Source organism: Agrobacterium sp. 6Ca8 (assembly GCF_055382765.1).
Genome location: NZ_AP026434.1, coordinates 892,103 through 910,269, shown reverse-complemented (window position 1 = coordinate 910,269; position 18,167 = coordinate 892,103). Strand labels below are relative to the sequence as shown.

Sequence of the window (18,167 nt, the reverse complement as noted above, 5' to 3'; positions counted from 1 at the left end):
AATTTCGATGTGCCCACCGGTCCCGCCACCGGCCTGCTCAAATTTACATCGATTGTTTTCGATTTGGTGCGGAAATTGTATGCGATCTGAGCGACCGACAGGGGAACATTAAATCGGGAAAAGAGTGCCATCGGAACGAACTGGCTGACACCACTGGAATAGCGGACATTTTCCCGGCAAACACAACACAAAGGCTACTGCCGACGCACGCACCGCTCCGGTCGCGTGCGTCGGTACTGTGCTTAGATCATGCCAAGGAACTGCTTGAGTTCCGGCGTCTGGGGGTTGGCAAAAACATCTTCCGGCGGCCCGATCTCGTGCACGCGGCCCTGATGCATGAAGACGACGCGCGAGCAGACGTCGCGAGCAAACTTCATTTCATGCGTCACCATCAACAGCGTCATGCCTTCCTTTGCCAGTTCGCGCACGACGGCCAGCACCTCAGACACGAGTTCTGGGTCGAGCGCCGAGGTAATCTCGTCACAGAGAAGGGCGATAGGCTGCATGGCAAGGGCGCGGGCAATCGCCACGCGCTGCTGCTGGCCGCCGGACAGTTCATCCGGATAGGCATCGAACTTGTGCGCCAGCCCGACACGCTCCAGCATCCTGCGCGCCGTCACCTCGGCCTCCGGCTTGGTGACCTTTTTCACCACCATCTGTGAAAGCATGACATTGCCGCCGGCCGTCAGATGCGGAAAGAGGTTGAATTGCTGGAAGATCATGCCGACCTTCAGCCGCAATGCCTTCAGATGCAGCTCATCGTCCAGCAACTGCGCACCTGCCACTTGGATCGAGCCGGCGCTGATCGTCTCTAGTCCGTTGATGCAGCGAAGCAGCGTCGATTTTCCAGAGCCGCTTTTGCCGATGATGGCGATCACCTCGCCGGGTTCGACATCCAGATTTATGCCCTTCAGCACCTCATTGTCGCCAAAGCTCTTGTGGACTTCAGTGATTTCGATGAGCGACATTGAGCTTCCTTTCTAGGAACTGGCTGGATTTCGACAGCGGCCAGCAGAGGGCGAAATAGATGAGAGCAACCAGCCCATAGACGGTGAAGGGCTGGAAGGTGGCATTGGTGACGATCGTGCCGGCCTTGGACAGTTCAACGAAACCGATGATGGAGGTGAGTGCTGTGCCCTTGACGACCTGTACGGAAAAACCGACCGTCGGCGGAATGGCGATCTTCAGCGCCTGCGGCAGGATGACGTAACGCATCTGTTGCAGGCGGCCCATGGCAAGGCTGGCGGACGCCTCCCACTGGCCCTTCGCAATCGCCTCAACGCAGCCGCGCCAGATTTCCGCAAGGAAGGCAGCGGTCCAGAGGATAAGCGCCACGCCAGCCGCAAGCCAGGCCGGAACATCAACCCCGAGGAGACCGAGGCCGAAAAAAGCGATGAAAAGCTGCATCAGCAGCGGGGTGCCCTGAAAGACTTCGATATAGATGCGAGCAGCACGGTTCAAAGCCCGGCGCGGACTGATGCGCAACCACAGAAGCACGATGCCCACCATACCGCCGCCGATGAAGGAAACGAGCGATAGCAACAGCGTCCAGCGGGTGGAGAGCAGCAGGTTGCGCAGAATGTCCCAAAAGGTGAATTCAGTCATCGTGCCGCCCTCCTCGGGAAAAGAAAGCTGCCGAGCGCCAGCATGCCCTGCCGCAACAGGATGGCGAGCAGCAGGTAGATGACGGTTGACAGGATGTAGGCTTCGAAGGCGCGGAACGTGCGCGACTGGATGAAGTTCGCCGCAAAGGTCAGGTCTTCCACCGCAATTTGCGAAACGACGGCCGAGCCGAGCATGACGATCACCACTTGCGAGGAAAGCGCCGGCCAGATGCGTTGCAGCGAGGGTGTGAGCACCACATGGCGAAACGTTTCGAAGCGCGTCATGGCAAGGCTCGCGCCCGCCTCGAACTGGCCCTTCGGCGTCGCCTGAATACCGGCGCGGATGATCTCGCAACTATAGGCGCCCAAATTGACGATCATCGCCAGATTGGCCGCGGTCAGCTCTGTAAGCTTGAAACCAAGCGATGGCAGGCCAAAGAAGATGAAAAACAACTGGATCAGAAAAGGCGTATTGCGGATGAGCTCCACATAGGTGCCGACGATGGGCTTCAACCATAAAGGTCCGAGCGCCCGGGCCCAGGCGCAGGCGATGCCAAGTGAAACGCCGACCACGCCGCCGACCAGCGTGAGTTGGCTGGTAATGGCGATGCCTTTGGCAATTTGTGGCCAATATTCGCCAAGCCACAGGAAATCAAATTGATAGCTCAAGAAACAGTCCCCTTGCGCCGGTGGAGAAAGGCGTCATCCCGGCGGATCCGGGATGACCATGGCAAACGATGATCAAAGGTCTTTCGGCAGATCCTGGCCAAGCCACTTGGTGGCGATCGCATTCAGCGAGCCGTCGGCCTTGGCCGCAGCTACGGTGGCGTTGACCTTTTCCAGTAAGGCCGGCTCGTTCTTGTTGAGGCCGATGTAGCAGGGAGAGTTCTTGATGAGGAACTTCAATTCCGGACGCTTCGGCGGGTTCTTGGCGAGGATGGCGGCTGCAACCACGTTGCCTGTCGCGACAACTTCCACCTGGCCCGAAAGGAAGGCCGAGATGGTGCCGTTATTGTCCTCGTAACGCTTGATGGTGGCGTCCGAAGGCGCGACCTTCGTCAGTTCCAGGTCCTCGACGGCACCGCGCGTGACGGCGATGGTCTTGCCCTTAAGGTCTTCGGCCTTGGAGATCGCGACGTCGGCCGGGCCGAAAACGCCGTTGAAGAAAGGCGCGTAAGCATCAGAGAAATCAATAACTTTTTCACGATCTGGATTCTTGCCGAGGCTGGAGATAACGAGATCGACCTTGTTGGTCTGGAGATAGGGAACACGGTTGGCACTGGTGACCGGGACGAGTTCCACCTTCACGCCAAGCTTGTCGGCAATCATCTTGGCCATGTCGATGTCATAACCCTGCGGGGTCATATCAGCAGCAACGCTGCCGAAGGGCGGGAAATCCTGCGGTACGGCCACACGCAGCGTGCCGCGTGCGGTGATGTCGGCAAGGGCATCCGCCTTGGCGGGCGCGGAAAGACCAAAGGCGGCAGCCATGGCGGCGGCAGCGATGAGGGTCCGTCTGAAGATCATATGTCATTCTCCTTGTGTTGATTGTGTTGCATGTGAATTTTATCCGGATCGCCGCCATTCATTTCCGGTAGGGCGAGCGACCGGCGAAGGCCGGCGAGAGGATCGGGGCGTCGTGTGAGGTCGAGGCCGGTTTCCACCTCGTCCAGATGCTCGATGGAAAGCTCCGCCGCCCTCACGAAATCGCCCGCAGCCATCGCGTCGAAGATACGGCAATGCCCCTCATGGGACTGGAGGGCATGAAACTCCGACTGGTAGAGCATGGAGATCAGAATTGTCCGGGCGGTCAGATCGCGTAGCAGCTCGATGAGCACGGCATTGCCGCAAAGCTCGGCGATGCGGATATGAAAATCGCCCATGAGGCAGGTAAGGCGCTGGCGGTCACCTGCGGCTATCGCGACTTTCTCTTCCTCAAGATGCGCGACGAGGACCTTGCGCCCCTCCTCCGACAGCATCCGCATGCTGCGAAGCAATCCGGATTCGATAATCCGCCGCGCCTCATAGATGGTCATCGCCTCCTCGGCGGAGGGCTCGACGACGAACCACCCTCGCCGCGCGCTGACATGGACGATGCCACGTGTTTCCAGCCGCATCATCGCCTCCCGTACCCGCGTACGTGAAACGGAGAAGAGTCCAGCCAGCTGATTTTCGCTGAGCCGCGTGCCCGGCCGGATGCGCGCCGAAAGAATGCCGGAAACGATGGCTTCTTCGATGTTTATCTGACGGTCCTGCTTGGTATGTAAATCTTGCATACAAGACTGAAAGCAAAGCCCGTGCCAGAACAGATATTGTTTTAAAATCAAAATGCCGCGAAAAAGCTCGCGCCTACTCGCCCAAATTTTGAGCAAGAAAATCGACAACCACCAAAAAAAACGCAGAGCTGTGCAAACTTGACGGTACGGCCGTCGCGGTTTCTTTCTAGCCGGCTTTGAACCGGTCGAATGCCGTCAGATACTTGACCGTGGGATCGGCGTCCCAGCGGTAAATTTCGGTTCGGAGGAAATGCAGCTCTTCTTCGAGCTTTTCCTCCGCCAGTTCCACCCACCAGGATTTCGGCCGGCCATCGGAACCATCAGACCAGCGATAGCCCCGCTTTTTCAGATGATCCTTCATGTCGAACGGGCTGTTCTCCGCGTAAATGCGAACCCGGGAGTGCTGGCTGGCTTCATGGAGTTCCATGAAGGGCGTCCCGCTTTGGCCGGCGCGTACCTGTTCCAGCACCTCCAGCAGAGCGAAACAATCGTCGACTGCTCGGTGGCCGTCATGGAAATAGCCGGATTGCCCGATGAGGTAGGCGAGCTTGCTGCCCTCAAAACCCCGACCACTCCAGTCAATCTCAGAAACGGAGCAGGCCCAGGCCTTATTGCGGAAGATCGGCGAGAAGGCCTCACAAAACGGACGATCGAAGCCGGCATTGTGGGCAATGATCAGATCAGCACCTTCAACAAGGGAGGTCAGCCGGTCGATGTCTATCGTCTGTCCGGCAACCATTTCATCGGTGATACCCGTCAGGCGCGTGATTTCTTCCGGAATGGAAGTGCCCGGCTGTCGCAGACCGCCATAGACCCCGGTGACATCCCCGATCGTGCCCTGATCGTCGAATGTGAAGGTAATGACGCCGATTTCGATGATCTCATCGGTTCGATGGTTGAGGCCCGTGGTCTCGGTGTCGAGGATCACGCCCTGACGTGGAAACCCCGGTCGCGGCTGCTCGCAGATCGCTCGCGGCTGCAACTTGCGCAGGACGCGGTAATTGCCTGTGGATTCGAGATATTCGACCAAGGCCTCATCATCAGGAACCGATTTCTGCATCGTTTCACGACCACCCGCTTTTCGCCCGCGCTCAGCCTGAGGAAGCCGCACCGTCGCGGAAGCAAAAAAATCCAACTGGGAGGTCATTGTTCTTCTGTCCGCTTTGGCCGGAAATCGATATTGAGTTTTCCAACATATGCGCAGAGGCTCACACTAACAACAGCGGTTGCCGTGATCCACAGAAACCGGGCGGCGTCCGTTTGGCATTGCCCGCATTGGATTCAGAAAAGGGGCGGAATGTTCCGCCCCCTTTCTGCATTACCTTTATCGATCGAAATACCCGTGGTCAGCGTGTGTGGTGAACCGGTTGCAATGCATAGACAGGTGTAGGAAGCCCCTCCATGCGCGCCTTCAACTGCAAGGCGAGATATTGCGAGTAATGCCGCGACTGGTGCAGGTTGCCGCCGTGGAACCACAGCGCCTCCTGCTGCGTCGGCTTCCACATGTTGCGCTGCTCGCCTTCCCACGGCCCCGGGTCTTTCGGCGTATCCGAACCGAGACCCCAGACCTTGCCGACCCTGTCTGCCGTTTCCTGATCGATGAGATCGGCGACCCAGCCATTCATCGAACCATAGCCCGTCGCATAGACAATGACGTCAGCAGGGATCTCCTTGCCGTCAGCGAGCTTGATCGAATTTTCGGTGATCTCGTCCACCTGACCGGCGGCAAGCTTCACCTTGCCATCGATGATCAGCTGCGAGGCGCCGATATCAATATAATAACCGGAGCCGCGCCGCAGGTACTTCATGAAGAGGCCCGAGCCATCCGCACCCCAGTCTAGCTGGAACCCGGCTTTCTCCAGTGCGGCGTAAAAATCAGCGTCGCGCTCCCTCATCTTGTCGTAAAGCGGGATCTGGAACTCATGCATGATCCGGTAGGGCAGTGACGCGAAGATGAGATCGGCCTTCGCCGTCGTCACCCCATTCGCCAGGGCCTGTTCGGAATAGAGCGCACCGAGTCCTATATCCATCAGCGTATCGGATTTGACGATATGGGTCGTCGAGCGCTGGATCATGGTCACATCGACACCCGCTTCGTGGAGTGCGGCGCAGATATCATGGGCCGAATTGTTGGAACCGATCACGGCGACCTTCTTGCCCTTGTACCCATCCGGCCCCGGATGCTGCGAGGAATGGTGCTGATCGCCGTTGAAGCGCTCGCGGCCCTTGAAATCCGGAATATTAGCCTTGCCGGACATGCCGGTGGCAAAGACCAGTTGCTTTGGCCGGAGCACGACTTCCTCGCCATCGCGATCGACGACGATCGACCATTCCTTCGCCGCCTCGTCCCACTTGGCGGATTTGGCAGTGGAGCGGGTCCAGTAGTTCAGTTCCATCACCTTCGTGTAGAATTCGAGCCAGTCACCGATCTTGTCCTTGGGGGCAAAGACCGGCCAGTTCTTCGGAAAATCGATGTAAGGCAGATGGTCGTACCAGACCGGGTCATGCAGGCAGAGCGACTTGTAGCGCTTGCGCCAGCTGTCACCCGGCCGCTCGTTCTTTTCGAGTATGATCGTCGGCACGCCGAGCTGGCGCAACCGGGCGCCGAGCGCGATGCCGCCCTGTCCACCGCCGATGATGACGGTATAGGGCTGCTTGTCATAACCGAGCGTGCGCGCTTCCTCCTCGCGCTCCTCCATCCAGGTTTTGGCACCAAGGTTCTGGCCGTGCCTTGCGCCGAGCGGGCGGGTGAAGCCCGATTTTTCCTCATGGCCCTTCAGTTCGGAAAGCGCCGTCAGCAGCGTCCATATCTGCCCGTTCCTGAAGCGCACGAGGCCGTAGCCGCGCCCTGTCGCCGTCTCGAAGGTGATCCAGCTTTCAAGCACACCATCCGCCTCCGTCGCCTCCTCGCCGGTAGCGATGCGCCAGTTTGTGGGTCTGGCTGTCGAAAGCTGCGCCTGCAGCATGTCGCGCACCTGATCGCGACCTTCAACGGTCTTGATGTTCCAGGTAAAGGCAACGAGGTCGCGCCAGTAGCAATCCTCGGCAAACAGATTAACGGCATCATCGATGCGGCCAGCTTCGAGTGCTGCCCCGAACGTATCGAGAAGCGCCTGAAGGCGCGTGGTGGGGGTCTTGTCGAGCATGTATTCCTCCTCCTGCTCAATGTGGAAACGGGACGGCTCCTCAACCGCCCCGCACTTCAAATCGGCCTATCGCGACAGGTCGATCAGGATCTTCAGATGTTTGCCGGCCGGGTCGAGCAGCTGGTCGAACCCTTCCGTGACCGCCTCGCTGAGTGAGACGTTTTTGGTAACGATCCGGCTCGCCGGGATCTGGCCGCTGGCAATCAGCCGGGCAACACGCGGCCAGTAGTGAGTCGGATAGGCCCAGGAGCCGCGGATATCGATGTCCTTGAAAGTCACGTCGAACCAGTTCAGCGGGTTCTCGCCGGGGTGGAGGCCGGTCTGCACCACAACGCCCTGCTTGCGCACGGCATCGGCGCAGTTCTTCAGCGCATATTCATTGCCGACGCATTCGATGGCGACATCGCAGCCAACATTGCCTTCGGTCTCGGCGCGGATGACATCGCCCACCTTTTCCGTCTTGGGATTGATCGTGCGCACCTCGCCAAGCGCCGCCCGCGCCAGCGCCAGACGCGTGTCGTTGAGATCGGAAAGAAATATCTGCGAGGCACCGGCCGCCCTGGCCGCCATGGCGACGAGAATGCCGATCGGCCCGGCACCGGTCACAAGCACGCTGCTGCCGGCCGTGACACCGCCACGGTCGCAAGCATAAACCGCGACTGCCGTCGGCTCGATGAGGGCCGCTTCCTGATCGGAAAGCGCATCGGGTATCGGCTGGACGTTATAGTCGTTGAGAAGAGCGGCCTGCGCCATGCCGCCGGAATGCCAGGACAGACCGGCGAGAGCGAGATTTGTGCTCAGATGATAAAGACCGCGATCAGCATAATAGTCGCCATGGCGCGGCATGATGAGCGGCTGGATCGATACCCGGTCGCCGGGCTTTACATGGCTAACGCCCTCGCCTACGGCCTTTACGACACCGCCGAATTCATGACCGAGAATTTGCGGCCCGTGCGCGCCGGTGAAAGGATGCGGCTCCTTCGGCACGAAGATCGGGCCATAGGCATATTCGTGCAGGTCCGTGCCGCAGATGCCGCAGAACTTGTTTTCGACGAGCACCTCACCCGGACCGGGCTCGGGCGGCATATCCACATCCTCGATGCGTAGGTCCTTGGCGGCGTGAAAGCGCAGTGCTTTCATTGCATTTCCTCCTGTAGTTCTTGCACAGAAGGATCAGCAAGCGGCATGCCAGAATGGCTTGCGCCATATCTTGACGTATTTTCAATTGGTTACAAATTCAGCTCTGAGGCTCGCCGGCAGAATGCAACAGGTTCCGTGCAACAGGTGTTGCAATGGTCGCACCGGTTCGGACGCAGTCAATTCAGGCGTTTGAGACGGCGGTGAATGGTGGAGCGGTTGACGCCGAGGCTTCGCGCCAGCGCCGAGACGTTGTTGCCGCAGTCCTTCAGCGCCCGGCGCAGATCGTCGTCATCGCGTAATGCATCAACGGTGGCGACTTCGGCAAAGAGGTGTTCAGGCAGGCAACCCGGATCGATCTTGCCGCCATCGGAAAGCGCGGCTGCAACCCGCAGTGCATTGAAGAGTTCGCGCAGATTGCCCGGCCAGTCATGGTCAAGCAGAATTGCCCGTGCCGCCGTATCGATCCTGTAGGTCTCGCCGTTTCCCTTCTCGATGCGGCGGAGAAACTGATCGATCAGCCAGCCGAGATCCTCGCGCTTCCGCAGCGCCGGCAGCGTCACCGTTGCGGCGTTCAGGCGATAATAGAGGTCCTGCCGGAAACGGCCTTCCTTCACCAGTTCGGCAAGATCGCGGTGCGATGCGGACAGTACTCTCAGACGCACCGGCTTGGCTTTCAATGCGCCAACCGGCTGCACCTCGTTTTCCGAAAGCACGCGCAGCAGGCGGCTTTGAAGAGAAAGCGGCATGTCGCCAATCTCATCCAGGAACAAAGTGCCGCCACTTGCCTCCTCGATGAGACCGCGCTTGCCTTTCTGGCTGGCGCCGGTGAAGGCACCGGGCGTATAGCCGAACAATTCGGATTCGATCAGATGCTCCGGGATTGCCGCACAATTGACGGCGACGAAATTGCCGTCGCTGTTGCAGCTGTCATGGATCGCCCGTGCCAGATATTCCTTGCCGCTGCCCGTCTCACCCTGAATGAGGATGGGAATATCGCGGGCGGCAAGCTTTGCTGCCCGCGCCTGCACCTTTTCCATCGCCGGATCGCCGTTGCTCATGTCCCTCAGCGCTCGCGGCAAGCGTGGCTCAGGCGTGACAGGAGCGCGAATGCTGACGGCGGGCGCGATCGCGCTGGCAAAAAGCACCAGACCGTTGCGGGCGCGCAAAAGCCGCTCGCCATTCGGCCGCCCGCGCATGAAGCGCGGCAGGTCGTCCACATCGATATCGAAGACCGAGGAAATCGGCTGGCCGAGAAAATCGCGGGTGGCAAGGCCGTGCATGTTCATGGAGCGCGCCAGCGCCCCGAAGCCACCATGGGTCATGCCGGTGATACGTCCGCTGCCATCAAGGGCGATCGCCGCATCGGGATCGACGTCAAGAAACTCAGGTGAACGGGCAAGACGCAACACCCAGTCATTGCGGGTGCGGGTCATGAGATTGGCAAGCTCGATGCGCCGCGCGGTGGAGGCAACGAGATGCAGCGCCAGTTGCTGGCTGGCCTTGGCCGTCGGCGAGCGCAGCTGGGAAATGTCGAGCACGGCGGTGAGATCGCCGAGCGTATCGAAGACGGGCGCCGCAGTGCAGGTCAGCCCGATATGGCTGGTATCGAAATGGTCATCCTGATGGATGATCACCGGCTCGCCGGAAACGAGGCAGGCGCCAACAGCGCAGGTGCCGGCCCGGTTTTCCGACCATTCCGAGCCAAGGTAAAGCCCCGCCCTCCGCAACTGGTTGTCGAAGGTCGGGTCGCCCATGAAATCGACGGTAACGCCGCGGGCATCCGACAGCAACAGGACGTAATTCTGCTCGGCAATCTGGTTGAACAGGGCTTCGAGACCGGAGCGGCCGATACGGATGAGCTCCTCGGCCTGCTCGCGATGCTCCCGAAGCTTCAGCTCGGGCACGATATAGGCTTCCTGCGCGATCGTTGGGTCGAGCTTGTAGTCATTGAGGCAGCGCAGCCAGGACTGGATGACCGGCGTATCACGCGGGCTGACCGCGCCCATGCCGACACGTTCGATCTCTCGTATATGCGACAGCGTCGATACCATGCACGCATCCTCCGGCACGAATGGTCGCATATTAGGAGATCGCCCACAATCCACCTCTTACGGTGGTTCGGTCGTTCGAAGCGATGTAACAGTCTCGAATGCGACCGCCTCAGGTGTTTGGGCGATTGATAATGTTCTCGCAATTGGCCGGATTGCCGATGATTTCGCTGGTCTTGATGGTGGAAGCGGGATCCGCGGTGATCTTGATGATGCAGTCGCGGCGATGCTCCTTGATCTTCATGCCTTGCGTTTCCGATATCCGCACCTGCCCGTTCAAGGTGCGGATTTCCCGCTTGTTGGAGAGGCCGGCATAGGTCTCAACATCCACCTTCAGCCAATAGGATTCCGTCGCGCCCTTTTCGATGACCACCTTGTTAGGACGGCCGAGTCTGGCGATAGCCGCATCCAGGGGCTGGCCCACGAGGCTCGCCACCGTTTGCGATGCGTCCGTCTGCCCGGTCGTGGCGCACCCAGAAATGGCGGCCAGCACGCCGACCAGACATCCCGTTTCAAGCCATCTCATTTTCAGTTTTCTTCCCTCACAGAATACCATCAGCCGACACGTTCCGGCGTCAGCGTTGCAATCTAGGCTCGATAATTTTGCTCTGAAAGGAGGTGCGACCCAGATGCTGATCAACTTGTTATGATCGACAGGGTCATACAGCTGTTCTCATCTGTTGCGGAACACGGTGCAGGGAATGCCGGCCTGGCGGATTTCGCCGCAAAGCTCGTTGGCCTGGGCGCGTGTATTGCGGCCGATGCGGGCGGCATAACGCGGGCGCGAACCGAAATTGCCGCCTCGCTGCCGCACGATCAAAGCCCGCTCGGCATTAAGCGGCCCGGATAGTTGGCCAATGGCGCGGGTAAAAAGCCGGTTCGCCACCGCCGGATTATAATGCGCGGCAAGCTGCACGCCCCAGGGCGCCCAGTCGGCCGACGAGATGAGGACAGGATCGTTCATCGTTCGCGTATCGGCCAGACGCAGACAGGCATCGATGAAGGAGCGGGTCTCATCCAATGCCGGGGCCGCCTTTTCCGGCGGATTGTCCTTCCATTTCTCAACCGGATATCCCGTTATCGCAAACACATAATCCCGGGTTTCCGTCGGCAGCCGACCGGTCGCGATAAAATTCCGCAATCCCGCCTCGCCCGCATTATAAGCTGCGGCGGCGAGACCGAAATTGCCAAACTGCGTATTCAGCTCGGACAGATACCGGGAAGAGGCCTCGAGTGCGGCGATTATGTTGAAGCTGTCTTTGAGACCACGCAGCTTTGCGGTTCCAGGCATGAACTGTGCTATGCCTTCCGCGCCCTTCGGGCTGACCGCATTGGCCCGGAACAGGCTTTCCCGCCAGATGAGCCGGGCGAAATAATCCGGCGGAACGGCGTGGCGCCCGGCCAGAACCTCGATGGCGTGACACAGGTCGTTATTGTAGCTTTCGACACGGATGCACAATTCCGGCGCGACATCATGGGTGTAGGTGCAGGAGACTTTGCCATCGACCTTCTCCTCGGCCCCGGTCGTGCCACTGGCAAGCGCCAGCAACCACAGAGCAAGACCCACGCAGCGTGTCGATATACCCGCCAAGCAAAATTCCCCGCAAATCCCACGCCCGATACGCCGATTATCAGGCATTCTGCAAGATATGCCCAGACCTATGGCTCATCTTCAATGGAAGCTTCGGTTTGGGCCTTGCCGAGGCTTCCATGCGTCCAGAATAAAGGTCGCATTTCCGCGTCGGCAAGGCCATCTTGTGTGCTTAGAAGTCCTGCCAATCCTCATGTTCGACGGCGACTGCAGCGGAACCGCGCACCGCAAGCGGGCGGGATGCCGGGCGACGCGGAGTGGCAAAGGTAGCCTGCTGCTCGAAGCCGCTCCGCGACGACGATGTCGAGTGCGATACGTCATCGAACCGGAATTGCCCTAGAAGCTCAAACAACGCTGCCGCTTCCCGTGCAAGGCTGTGGCTGGCAGCCGTCTGCTCCTCAACCATCGCGGCATTCTGCTGCGTTCCCTGGTCAACGGTGTTGACCGCCTGATTTATCTCGGCGAGCGCGGTCGACTGTTCGCGCGCGGCATCGACGATCGCTACGACATTGGTGTTGATGTCGCGCACCTGTTCCGCGATTTCCTGCAAGGCAGAGCCCGCTTTGGTAACAAGGCCAACGCCGTTTTCAACCTGCGTGCCAGACGCGTTGATCAGGCTCTTGATTTCCTTTGCGGCCGTCGCCGAGCGTTGCGCAAGTTCGCGAACTTCCTGCGCAACCACGGCAAAACCCTTGCCTGCTTCGCCTGCGCGGGCAGCTTCCACGCCTGCATTCAGCGCAAGCAGATTGGTCTGAAAGGCAATCTCGTCGATAACGCCGATAATATTCGAAATCTCACGCGACGATTTTTCGATCTGGTCCATGGCACTGATCGCATCGCGCACAACCTGACCTGAATGTTCGGCGTGGTCGCGGGCACGGCCGACGATTTTTCCAGCCTCTTCCGCCCGGCGGCTTGAATCATTGACGGTGGTGGTGATCTCCTCGAGGGCCGCAGCCGTCTCCTCGATAGAGGCGGCCTGCTGTTCCGTACGTCTGGCGAGATCGTCGGCCGCGGACCTTATTTCATTCGACCCCGAAGAAATGGCGCCGGCATTTTCAGAGACCAGCGTCATGGCCTTCTTGAGCTTTTTCGAGGCAGCGTTGAAGTCGGACCGCAATCTTTCAAGCGAGGGGATAAAGGGTTTATCGATGCTCTGCGAAAGATCACCGTCAGCCAGATTGGTCAGGGACTGCGCGAGCTTTTCGACATTTTCAACACGCCCGGTCACGTCGGTGGCAAATTTGACAACCTTGAACACCTTGCCGGACAAATCGAAGATCGGATTATAGGAGGCCTGAATGAAAACCTTACGACCGCCCTTGCCAAGCCGCATGAATTCATCCGCCACCAGATCGCCGCCAGCAAGCCTTTTCCAGAATTGCGCATATTGCGGGGACTGTGTGTAGGCGGGTTCGCAGAACATCGAATGATGCCTTCCCTGCACCTCGGCGAGCGAATAGCCGAGCGCCGCCAGAAAATTCTCGTTGGCCGTCAGGACCTCGCCGTTCGGAGAGAACTCGATGATGGCCTGCGCCCGCGACAGGGCGTCGATCTTGCCCGCATCTTCCGCCGCCTTCAGCTTGCGCTCGGTAATATCCGTGGCGATCTTGACCACTTTCACCGGCTTGCCGCGACGGTACACCGGATTATAGGAGGCCTCGATCCAGACTTCCCTGCCACCCTTGCCAATGCGCTTGTACTGCCGCTGATCGAACTGGCCGGCCGAAAGCTTTGACCAGAAGGCCTTGTAGTCCTGCGATGACACGACTTCAGGTTCAACGAACATGCTGTGATGTCTGCCGACTATTTCCGCCAGCTCGTAACCGAGCGCACGACAGAAATTCTCGTTGGCGGCGAGAATCTTTCCGGCCATATCAAATTCGATGATGGCTTGAGATTTGGAGATCGCGGCAAGAACCGCGAAAGCATTGGCACCACGATCAAGAAAACTCACGCGCGATCCTCCGATGGCAGCTGGACAGTTTCTACTGAAAATCGTTCACCAACAATATGATTACATTATTAAATAATATTTAAGGATAATCTTGACGTTGATCACGCGAGTTGATGGTACGGGCGAAATTTGGGCAATACGCGTCTTCCTGCCGCAATAATCTGCATATTAGGTCAAGCACGCGCTTCACGTTACAAAGAGACATTGTTTCATATTTATTCTTCAGAACGGGCGCGGCTGGGCCCGGCATATGATGCCTATCACCGAAGGGTGAGGCGCTGGATTTAAATATCCATGCGCGTCGCGTTTGATCATCGCGCCGGCACCGTCATGACGCACAACCTTTATTCCTTTGCAAAATTGCACCTTCCCGCCTCCTTTCGGAACGATCGGCGCATGGCGACATTGTTTACCGAATGGGGCTTTCTTTTGGGAGGAACACGCCGTGAAGAAGAACATGATCTGCATCTGGTACGATAGGGATGCCGAGGCCGCAGCCAGATTTTATGCCGAGACCTTTCCCGACAGTACCGTCAATTCCGTCTATCGGGCGCCGGGCGATTACCCCTCCGGCAAGGAGGGGGACGTGCTGATGGTGGAATTCACGGTGGCAGGCGTCTCTTGTATCGGCCTCAACGGTGGGCCGACATTCAAGCACACCGAGGCTTTCTCGTTCCAGATTTCGACGGAGGATCAGGAAGAGACGGACCGATACTGGAATGCCATCGTCGGCAACGGCGGAGAAGAAAGTGCCTGCGGCTGGTGCAAGGACCGATGGGGAATCTCCTGGCAGATCACCCCGCGGGTGTTGATGGAAGCAATGTCTGCCGGCGGCGCCGAGGCCAAACGTGCCTTCGCGGCAATGATGGATATGAAGAAAATCGACGTCGCCACCATCGAAGCGGCACGTCGAGGTTGATGCTAACAAGTCATTCAGCGACAAGTAGCGAAGAAAGACATTTTAAGTAAAGAACTGAAAAGCAACGGAAAATCAGATAAAACCCGTTTATCTGATTTTCCCTGGACGCCTATGCGTACCTGTATCTTCACTCATCACAAAACGTTCAACAAAGTGTAAGCGATCCGTCAAAGACGGCTGCTAGCAGAGCCCGTGGCTTCGTGTTGGGGACGTGACGTCCTCGCCGGTCATGCCATTACTCCATCAACGGGGCTCAACTTATGAAATCTTCCGCTCTGACCTCTTTCGTGGCAGGCGTTGCCATTGCCGCCGCCTTCGGCGCCACGGCTGCCCACGCAGAAAAGACCAAATTCGAATTCTGGCACGGCCTTTCCGGCGATCTCGGCGACCGCGTTCAGGAAACCTGCAAGAAGTTCAACGACTCCCAGGCTGAATTCGAAATCGTCTGCACGTCGCAGAACGACTACGACGCCACGCTGCAGAACACCATTGCCGCCTACCGCGCCAAGAAGCAGCCCGCCATTACCCAGATCTACGATGCCGGCACGCTGGACATGATGTTGTCCAAGGCTTTCGTTCCCGCCAAGAAGCTGATGGCCGACAACGGCTACAAAATCGACTGGAACAACTATTTCCCCGGCATTGCCAATTATTATGCAACGGCTGACGGCGAGCTGAACTCCTTCCCCTACAACTCCTCCACTGCGGTCTTCTATTACAATGTCACCGCTTTCGAAAAAGCCGGCATCACCTTCAAGCCCGACACATGGGAACAGGTTGAAGAAGCCGCCCGGAAGCTCAAGACGGCCGGTTTCGAATGCCCGCTGGCCTTTAATTTCGACACCTGGATGCTGATGGAACAGTTCTCTGCCATCCACAACCAGCCAATCGCCACCAAGGGCAACGGTTATCAGGGCCTCGACGCCGAACTGACGATCAACAAGACGAAGTTCGTTGATCAGGTCAAATTCTTCAAGAAGATGCAGGACGAGAAGCTGTTCGTCGTCAAGACCAAGCAGCTCGGCATGGACATCCTGCCCGCTTTCACCTCGCAGACCTGCCAGATGTTCATGTCCTCGATTGCCGGCCATGGCACCGTCGGCAAGACCATGCCTGAGGGCGTGAAGTGGGACGTCGCCATGCTGCCGATCTGGAAGGGCACCGAGCGCCACAACTCGCTGGTTGGCGGCGCTTCGCTTTGGGTCATGGCTGGTCGTCCGGAAGCTGAATACAAGGGTGCGGCCGCATTCCTGAACTTCATCGCGCAGCCTGATATGGTTGAGTGGTGGTCAACTGTTACCGGCTACATCCCGGTCACCAAGACCGGCTTCGACGCCATGAAGGCCAACGGCTTCTACGACAAGGCGCCCTACAAGGGCCGTGAAAAGGCAATCGAAAGCCTCACGTTTACGCCGCCTTCCGAATATACCCGCGGCATCCGCCTCGGCGGCTTCACGCAGATCCGCAAGGAAGTCTCGACCTCGCTCGAAGCCATCTTCATGCAGAACGCCGATATTCAGACCGAACTCGACAAGGCTGTCGAGCGCTCGAATGCCGGCCTGCGCCGCTTCGAAAAGACCTATGCCGGCGCCAAGCTGAACTAAGCGGTCCTTTTCGCCTGGGTTTGCCCGTCTCCGCGCGGGCAAACCCTTAATGCCATTTTCTGTTTCGGATATTTCATGGAAAAGCGCGCCGTTTTCAAAAGCACATGGTTGCCGCTGCTGTTCGCATTGCCGCAGCTGGCACTGATCCTCCTGTTCTTCTACTGGCCCGTGGCGGCGGTGATCAACTGGGCCTTCACCCTCCAGCCGCCCTTCGGCGGCGCGGCAGAATTCGTTGGTTTTGCCAATTTCCAGGAAGTCTTCTCTGATCCATTCTACTGGCATTCCGTTACCGTCAGCCTGATCTTCGCGACCGTCGGCCCCTTCGTCGCCATCCTCATCGGCCTCACCCTGGCGCTCTCCGTCGACCGCCAGCTTCCCGGCTCCGGATTTTTCCGGGTTCTGTATATCCTGCCCTTCGCCATCGCAGGTCCCGCCGCAGGCATGGCCTTCCGCTTCATCCTGTCGCCGGAACGCGGGTTGGCCGCTTCACTCAACGCCGCCTGGCCAGATATCTGGAACCCGGCGAAATACGGCGAACATGCACTGACGCTCGTCATCGCCATCTTTATCTGGAAATGGGCGGGCTACACCTTCATCTTCCTGTTTGCCGGCCTGCAATCCGTACCCCGTTCGCTGACGGAAGCTGCGGCGATGGATGGCTCCGGCCCGATCCGCCGCGCTATAGACATTCAGGTGCCGTTGCTCGCACCCACGCTGTTCTTCCTGATGGTGACGATGATGACCGAGGGTTTCGTCGGCCAGGACACGTTCGGCATCGTGCATTCGCTGACGGCGGGCGGCCCCAACCGCGCCACCGATGTGATGGTTTACCGCATCGTCACCGAGGCCTTCGAAGGGCTGAACTATTCCGGCGCCTCGGCACAAACCATCGTCCTCATCGGCCTCATCATGGTCTTCACCTTCATCCAGTTCCGCTTCATCGAGCGGCGCGTCCATTACAAGTGAGGCCTGAGAGATGATACAGCGCACGCCCTATGCCGACGCCTTTACCTACGTGGTCATGGTCGCGGGACTTCTGCTTCTTATCGGCCCCTTCATCGTGGTATTGGCAGGCGCCAGCCAGACGGTGCAGCAGGTGAATCACACGCCCTTCAGCTTCATGCCGCAGGGCGAGCTTTTCAAAAATCTCAGCACCGCCTGGAACCGCGCCAATCTGGGCAACGCCATGTTCAACAGCCTGGTGATGGCCTCGCTCGTCACAGCGGGCAAGGTAGCCCTTTCCGCTCTGACCGCCTTCGCCATCGTGTTTTTCCGCTCGCCGCTGAAACACCTGTTTTTCTGGTCCGTCTTCATCACGCTGATGCTGCCGCTCGAAATTCGCGCCGTTCCGACCTATGCCGTGGCAGCGGATGTGTTCCAGCCGTTCCGTTACCTTATAGCGCTGGTGAGCGGTGTCGAAGTCAACGTCGAATGGAACCTGCTGAATTCCTATGCGGGCCTGTCGCTGCCGCTTGTCGCCACGGCCACCGGCACCTTTCTCTACCGGCAGTTTTTCATGACCCTGCCTGATGAACTTGCGGAGGCGGCGCGCATGGATGGCTCCGGCCCCGTGCGTTTCTTTTTCGACGTGCTGCTGCCGCTCTCGCGCACCAACATGCTGGCCCTAACCACCATTCTCTTCGTCTCCTCGTGGAACCAGTATCTGTGGCCGCTGCTGATGGTCACCGACCCCTCCTACAAGACGGTGATGATGTCGTTGCGTGCCCTTTTGCCTTCGGAGGACGGCACGCCGGACTGGAACGTCACGCTTGCCGGTTCCCTCATCATCATCATGCCGCCGCTTCTCGTCGTGGCGTTCCTGCAACGCTGGTTCGTGCGCGGTCTCGTGTCATCCGACAAGTGACGACGCGACGCGTGGCTC

At 58.8% G+C, this 18,167-nt stretch carries 16 protein-coding genes; 4 read left to right on the top strand and 12 right to left on the bottom strand.

Going from position 1 to position 18,167, the window contains the following annotated elements; all coding sequences use genetic code 11:
* Positions 1-242: 242 nt before the first annotated feature.
* The 12 genes from ACZ5A6_RS18350 to ACZ5A6_RS18295 form a co-directional block, all read right to left on the bottom strand.
* Complete coding sequence (locus tag ACZ5A6_RS18350; protein WP_019566431.1) at positions 243-968, bottom strand: amino acid ABC transporter ATP-binding protein; 726 nt, start codon at positions 966-968, stop codon at positions 243-245.
* The gene (locus tag ACZ5A6_RS18345; protein ID WP_019566432.1) at positions 946-1,605 is read right to left on the bottom strand and encodes an amino acid ABC transporter permease; all 660 of its coding nucleotides are present in this window, start codon (positions 1,603-1,605) and stop codon (positions 946-948) included. The genes ACZ5A6_RS18350 and ACZ5A6_RS18345 overlap by 23 nt, the downstream gene beginning before the upstream one ends.
* Positions 1,602-2,273 (bottom strand): amino acid ABC transporter permease, encoded by a 672-nt coding sequence (locus ACZ5A6_RS18340; RefSeq protein ID WP_111802988.1) that lies wholly within the window; start codon positions 2,271-2,273, stop codon positions 1,602-1,604. The genes ACZ5A6_RS18345 and ACZ5A6_RS18340 overlap by 4 nt, the downstream gene beginning before the upstream one ends.
* 72 nt (positions 2,274-2,345) lie before the next feature.
* Positions 2,346-3,131, bottom strand: coding sequence for a transporter substrate-binding domain-containing protein (locus ACZ5A6_RS18335; protein ID WP_003517795.1), 786 nt, complete (start codon positions 3,129-3,131; stop codon positions 2,346-2,348).
* Positions 3,128-3,880 (bottom strand): GntR family transcriptional regulator, encoded by a 753-nt coding sequence (locus ACZ5A6_RS18330; protein WP_003517798.1) that lies wholly within the window; start codon positions 3,878-3,880, stop codon positions 3,128-3,130. The genes ACZ5A6_RS18335 and ACZ5A6_RS18330 overlap by 4 nt, the downstream gene beginning before the upstream one ends.
* 166 nt (positions 3,881-4,046) lie before the next feature.
* Complete coding sequence (locus ACZ5A6_RS18325; protein WP_464111240.1) at positions 4,047-5,027, bottom strand: 3'-5' exonuclease; 981 nt, start codon at positions 5,025-5,027, stop codon at positions 4,047-4,049.
* Between the two features lie 199 nt (positions 5,028-5,226).
* Positions 5,227-7,026: an NAD(P)/FAD-dependent oxidoreductase gene (locus ACZ5A6_RS18320; protein WP_003517801.1), complete on the bottom strand. Its 1,800-nt coding sequence runs from the start codon at positions 7,024-7,026 to the stop codon at positions 5,227-5,229.
* A gap of 66 nt (positions 7,027-7,092) precedes the next feature.
* On the bottom strand, positions 7,093-8,166 hold the full coding sequence (locus ACZ5A6_RS18315) for a 2,3-butanediol dehydrogenase (RefSeq protein ID WP_013761375.1): 1,074 nt from the start codon (positions 8,164-8,166) through the stop codon (positions 7,093-7,095).
* A 176-nt stretch (positions 8,167-8,342) separates the two neighbouring features.
* A complete protein-coding gene (locus ACZ5A6_RS18310; RefSeq protein ID WP_464111239.1) occupies positions 8,343-10,217 on the bottom strand; it encodes a sigma-54-dependent Fis family transcriptional regulator in 1,875 nt (624 codons plus the stop codon).
* Between the two features lie 109 nt (positions 10,218-10,326).
* Positions 10,327-10,740, bottom strand: coding sequence for a hypothetical protein (locus ACZ5A6_RS18305; protein WP_464111238.1), 414 nt, complete (start codon positions 10,738-10,740; stop codon positions 10,327-10,329).
* A gap of 147 nt (positions 10,741-10,887) precedes the next feature.
* Positions 10,888-11,805: a transglycosylase SLT domain-containing protein gene (locus ACZ5A6_RS18300; RefSeq protein ID WP_464111237.1), complete on the bottom strand. Its 918-nt coding sequence runs from the start codon at positions 11,803-11,805 to the stop codon at positions 10,888-10,890.
* A 172-nt stretch (positions 11,806-11,977) separates the two neighbouring features.
* A complete protein-coding gene (locus ACZ5A6_RS18295; RefSeq protein ID WP_464111236.1) occupies positions 11,978-13,762 on the bottom strand; it encodes a methyl-accepting chemotaxis protein in 1,785 nt (594 codons plus the stop codon).
* 445 nt (positions 13,763-14,207) lie between these two features.
* On the opposite strand from ACZ5A6_RS18295, the gene ACZ5A6_RS18290 reads away from it, so the two are divergent.
* The 4 genes from ACZ5A6_RS18290 to ACZ5A6_RS18275 all read left to right on the top strand — a co-directional run bounded on the left by ACZ5A6_RS18290 (position 14,208) and on the right by ACZ5A6_RS18275 (position 18,149).
* Positions 14,208-14,681 (top strand): VOC family protein, encoded by a 474-nt coding sequence (locus ACZ5A6_RS18290; RefSeq protein WP_025595986.1) that lies wholly within the window; start codon positions 14,208-14,210, stop codon positions 14,679-14,681.
* A gap of 260 nt (positions 14,682-14,941) precedes the next feature.
* A complete protein-coding gene (locus tag ACZ5A6_RS18285) occupies positions 14,942-16,285 on the top strand; it encodes an extracellular solute-binding protein (RefSeq protein ID WP_003517816.1) in 1,344 nt (447 codons plus the stop codon).
* 75 nt (positions 16,286-16,360) lie between these two features.
* Positions 16,361-17,251, top strand: coding sequence for a carbohydrate ABC transporter permease (locus ACZ5A6_RS18280; RefSeq protein WP_035199309.1), 891 nt, complete (start codon positions 16,361-16,363; stop codon positions 17,249-17,251).
* A gap of 10 nt (positions 17,252-17,261) precedes the next feature.
* On the top strand, positions 17,262-18,149 hold the full coding sequence (locus ACZ5A6_RS18275) for an ABC transporter permease subunit (protein ID WP_038493768.1): 888 nt from the start codon (positions 17,262-17,264) through the stop codon (positions 18,147-18,149).
* Positions 18,150-18,167 lie beyond the last annotated feature (18 nt).

Coding starts and splice junctions, on each gene's coding strand:
- ACZ5A6_RS18350 (WP_019566431.1), bottom strand. CDS start 968: ATGTCGCTCATCGAAATCACTGAAGTCCACAAGAGCTTTGGCGACAAT.
- ACZ5A6_RS18345 (WP_019566432.1), bottom strand. CDS start 1,605: ATGACTGAATTCACCTTTTGGGACATTCTGCGCAACCTGCTGCTCTCC.
- ACZ5A6_RS18335 (WP_003517795.1), bottom strand. CDS start 3,131: ATGATCTTCAGACGGACCCTCATCGCTGCCGCCGCCATGGCTGCCGCC.
- ACZ5A6_RS18330 (WP_003517798.1), bottom strand. CDS start 3,880: ATGCAAGATTTACATACCAAGCAGGACCGTCAGATAAACATCGAAGAA.
- ACZ5A6_RS18325 (WP_464111240.1), bottom strand. CDS start 5,027: ATGACCTCCCAGTTGGATTTTTTTGCTTCCGCGACGGTGCGGCTTCCT.
- ACZ5A6_RS18320 (WP_003517801.1), bottom strand. CDS start 7,026: ATGCTCGACAAGACCCCCACCACGCGCCTTCAGGCGCTTCTCGATACG.
- ACZ5A6_RS18315 (WP_013761375.1), bottom strand. CDS start 8,166: ATGAAAGCACTGCGCTTTCACGCCGCCAAGGACCTACGCATCGAGGAT.
- ACZ5A6_RS18310 (WP_464111239.1), bottom strand. CDS start 10,217: ATGGTATCGACGCTGTCGCATATACGAGAGATCGAACGTGTCGGCATG.
- ACZ5A6_RS18305 (WP_464111238.1), bottom strand. CDS start 10,740: ATGAGATGGCTTGAAACGGGATGTCTGGTCGGCGTGCTGGCCGCCATT.
- ACZ5A6_RS18285 (WP_003517816.1), top strand. CDS start 14,942: ATGAAATCTTCCGCTCTGACCTCTTTCGTGGCAGGCGTTGCCATTGCC.
- ACZ5A6_RS18280 (WP_035199309.1), top strand. CDS start 16,361: ATGGAAAAGCGCGCCGTTTTCAAAAGCACATGGTTGCCGCTGCTGTTC.
- ACZ5A6_RS18275 (WP_038493768.1), top strand. CDS start 17,262: ATGATACAGCGCACGCCCTATGCCGACGCCTTTACCTACGTGGTCATG.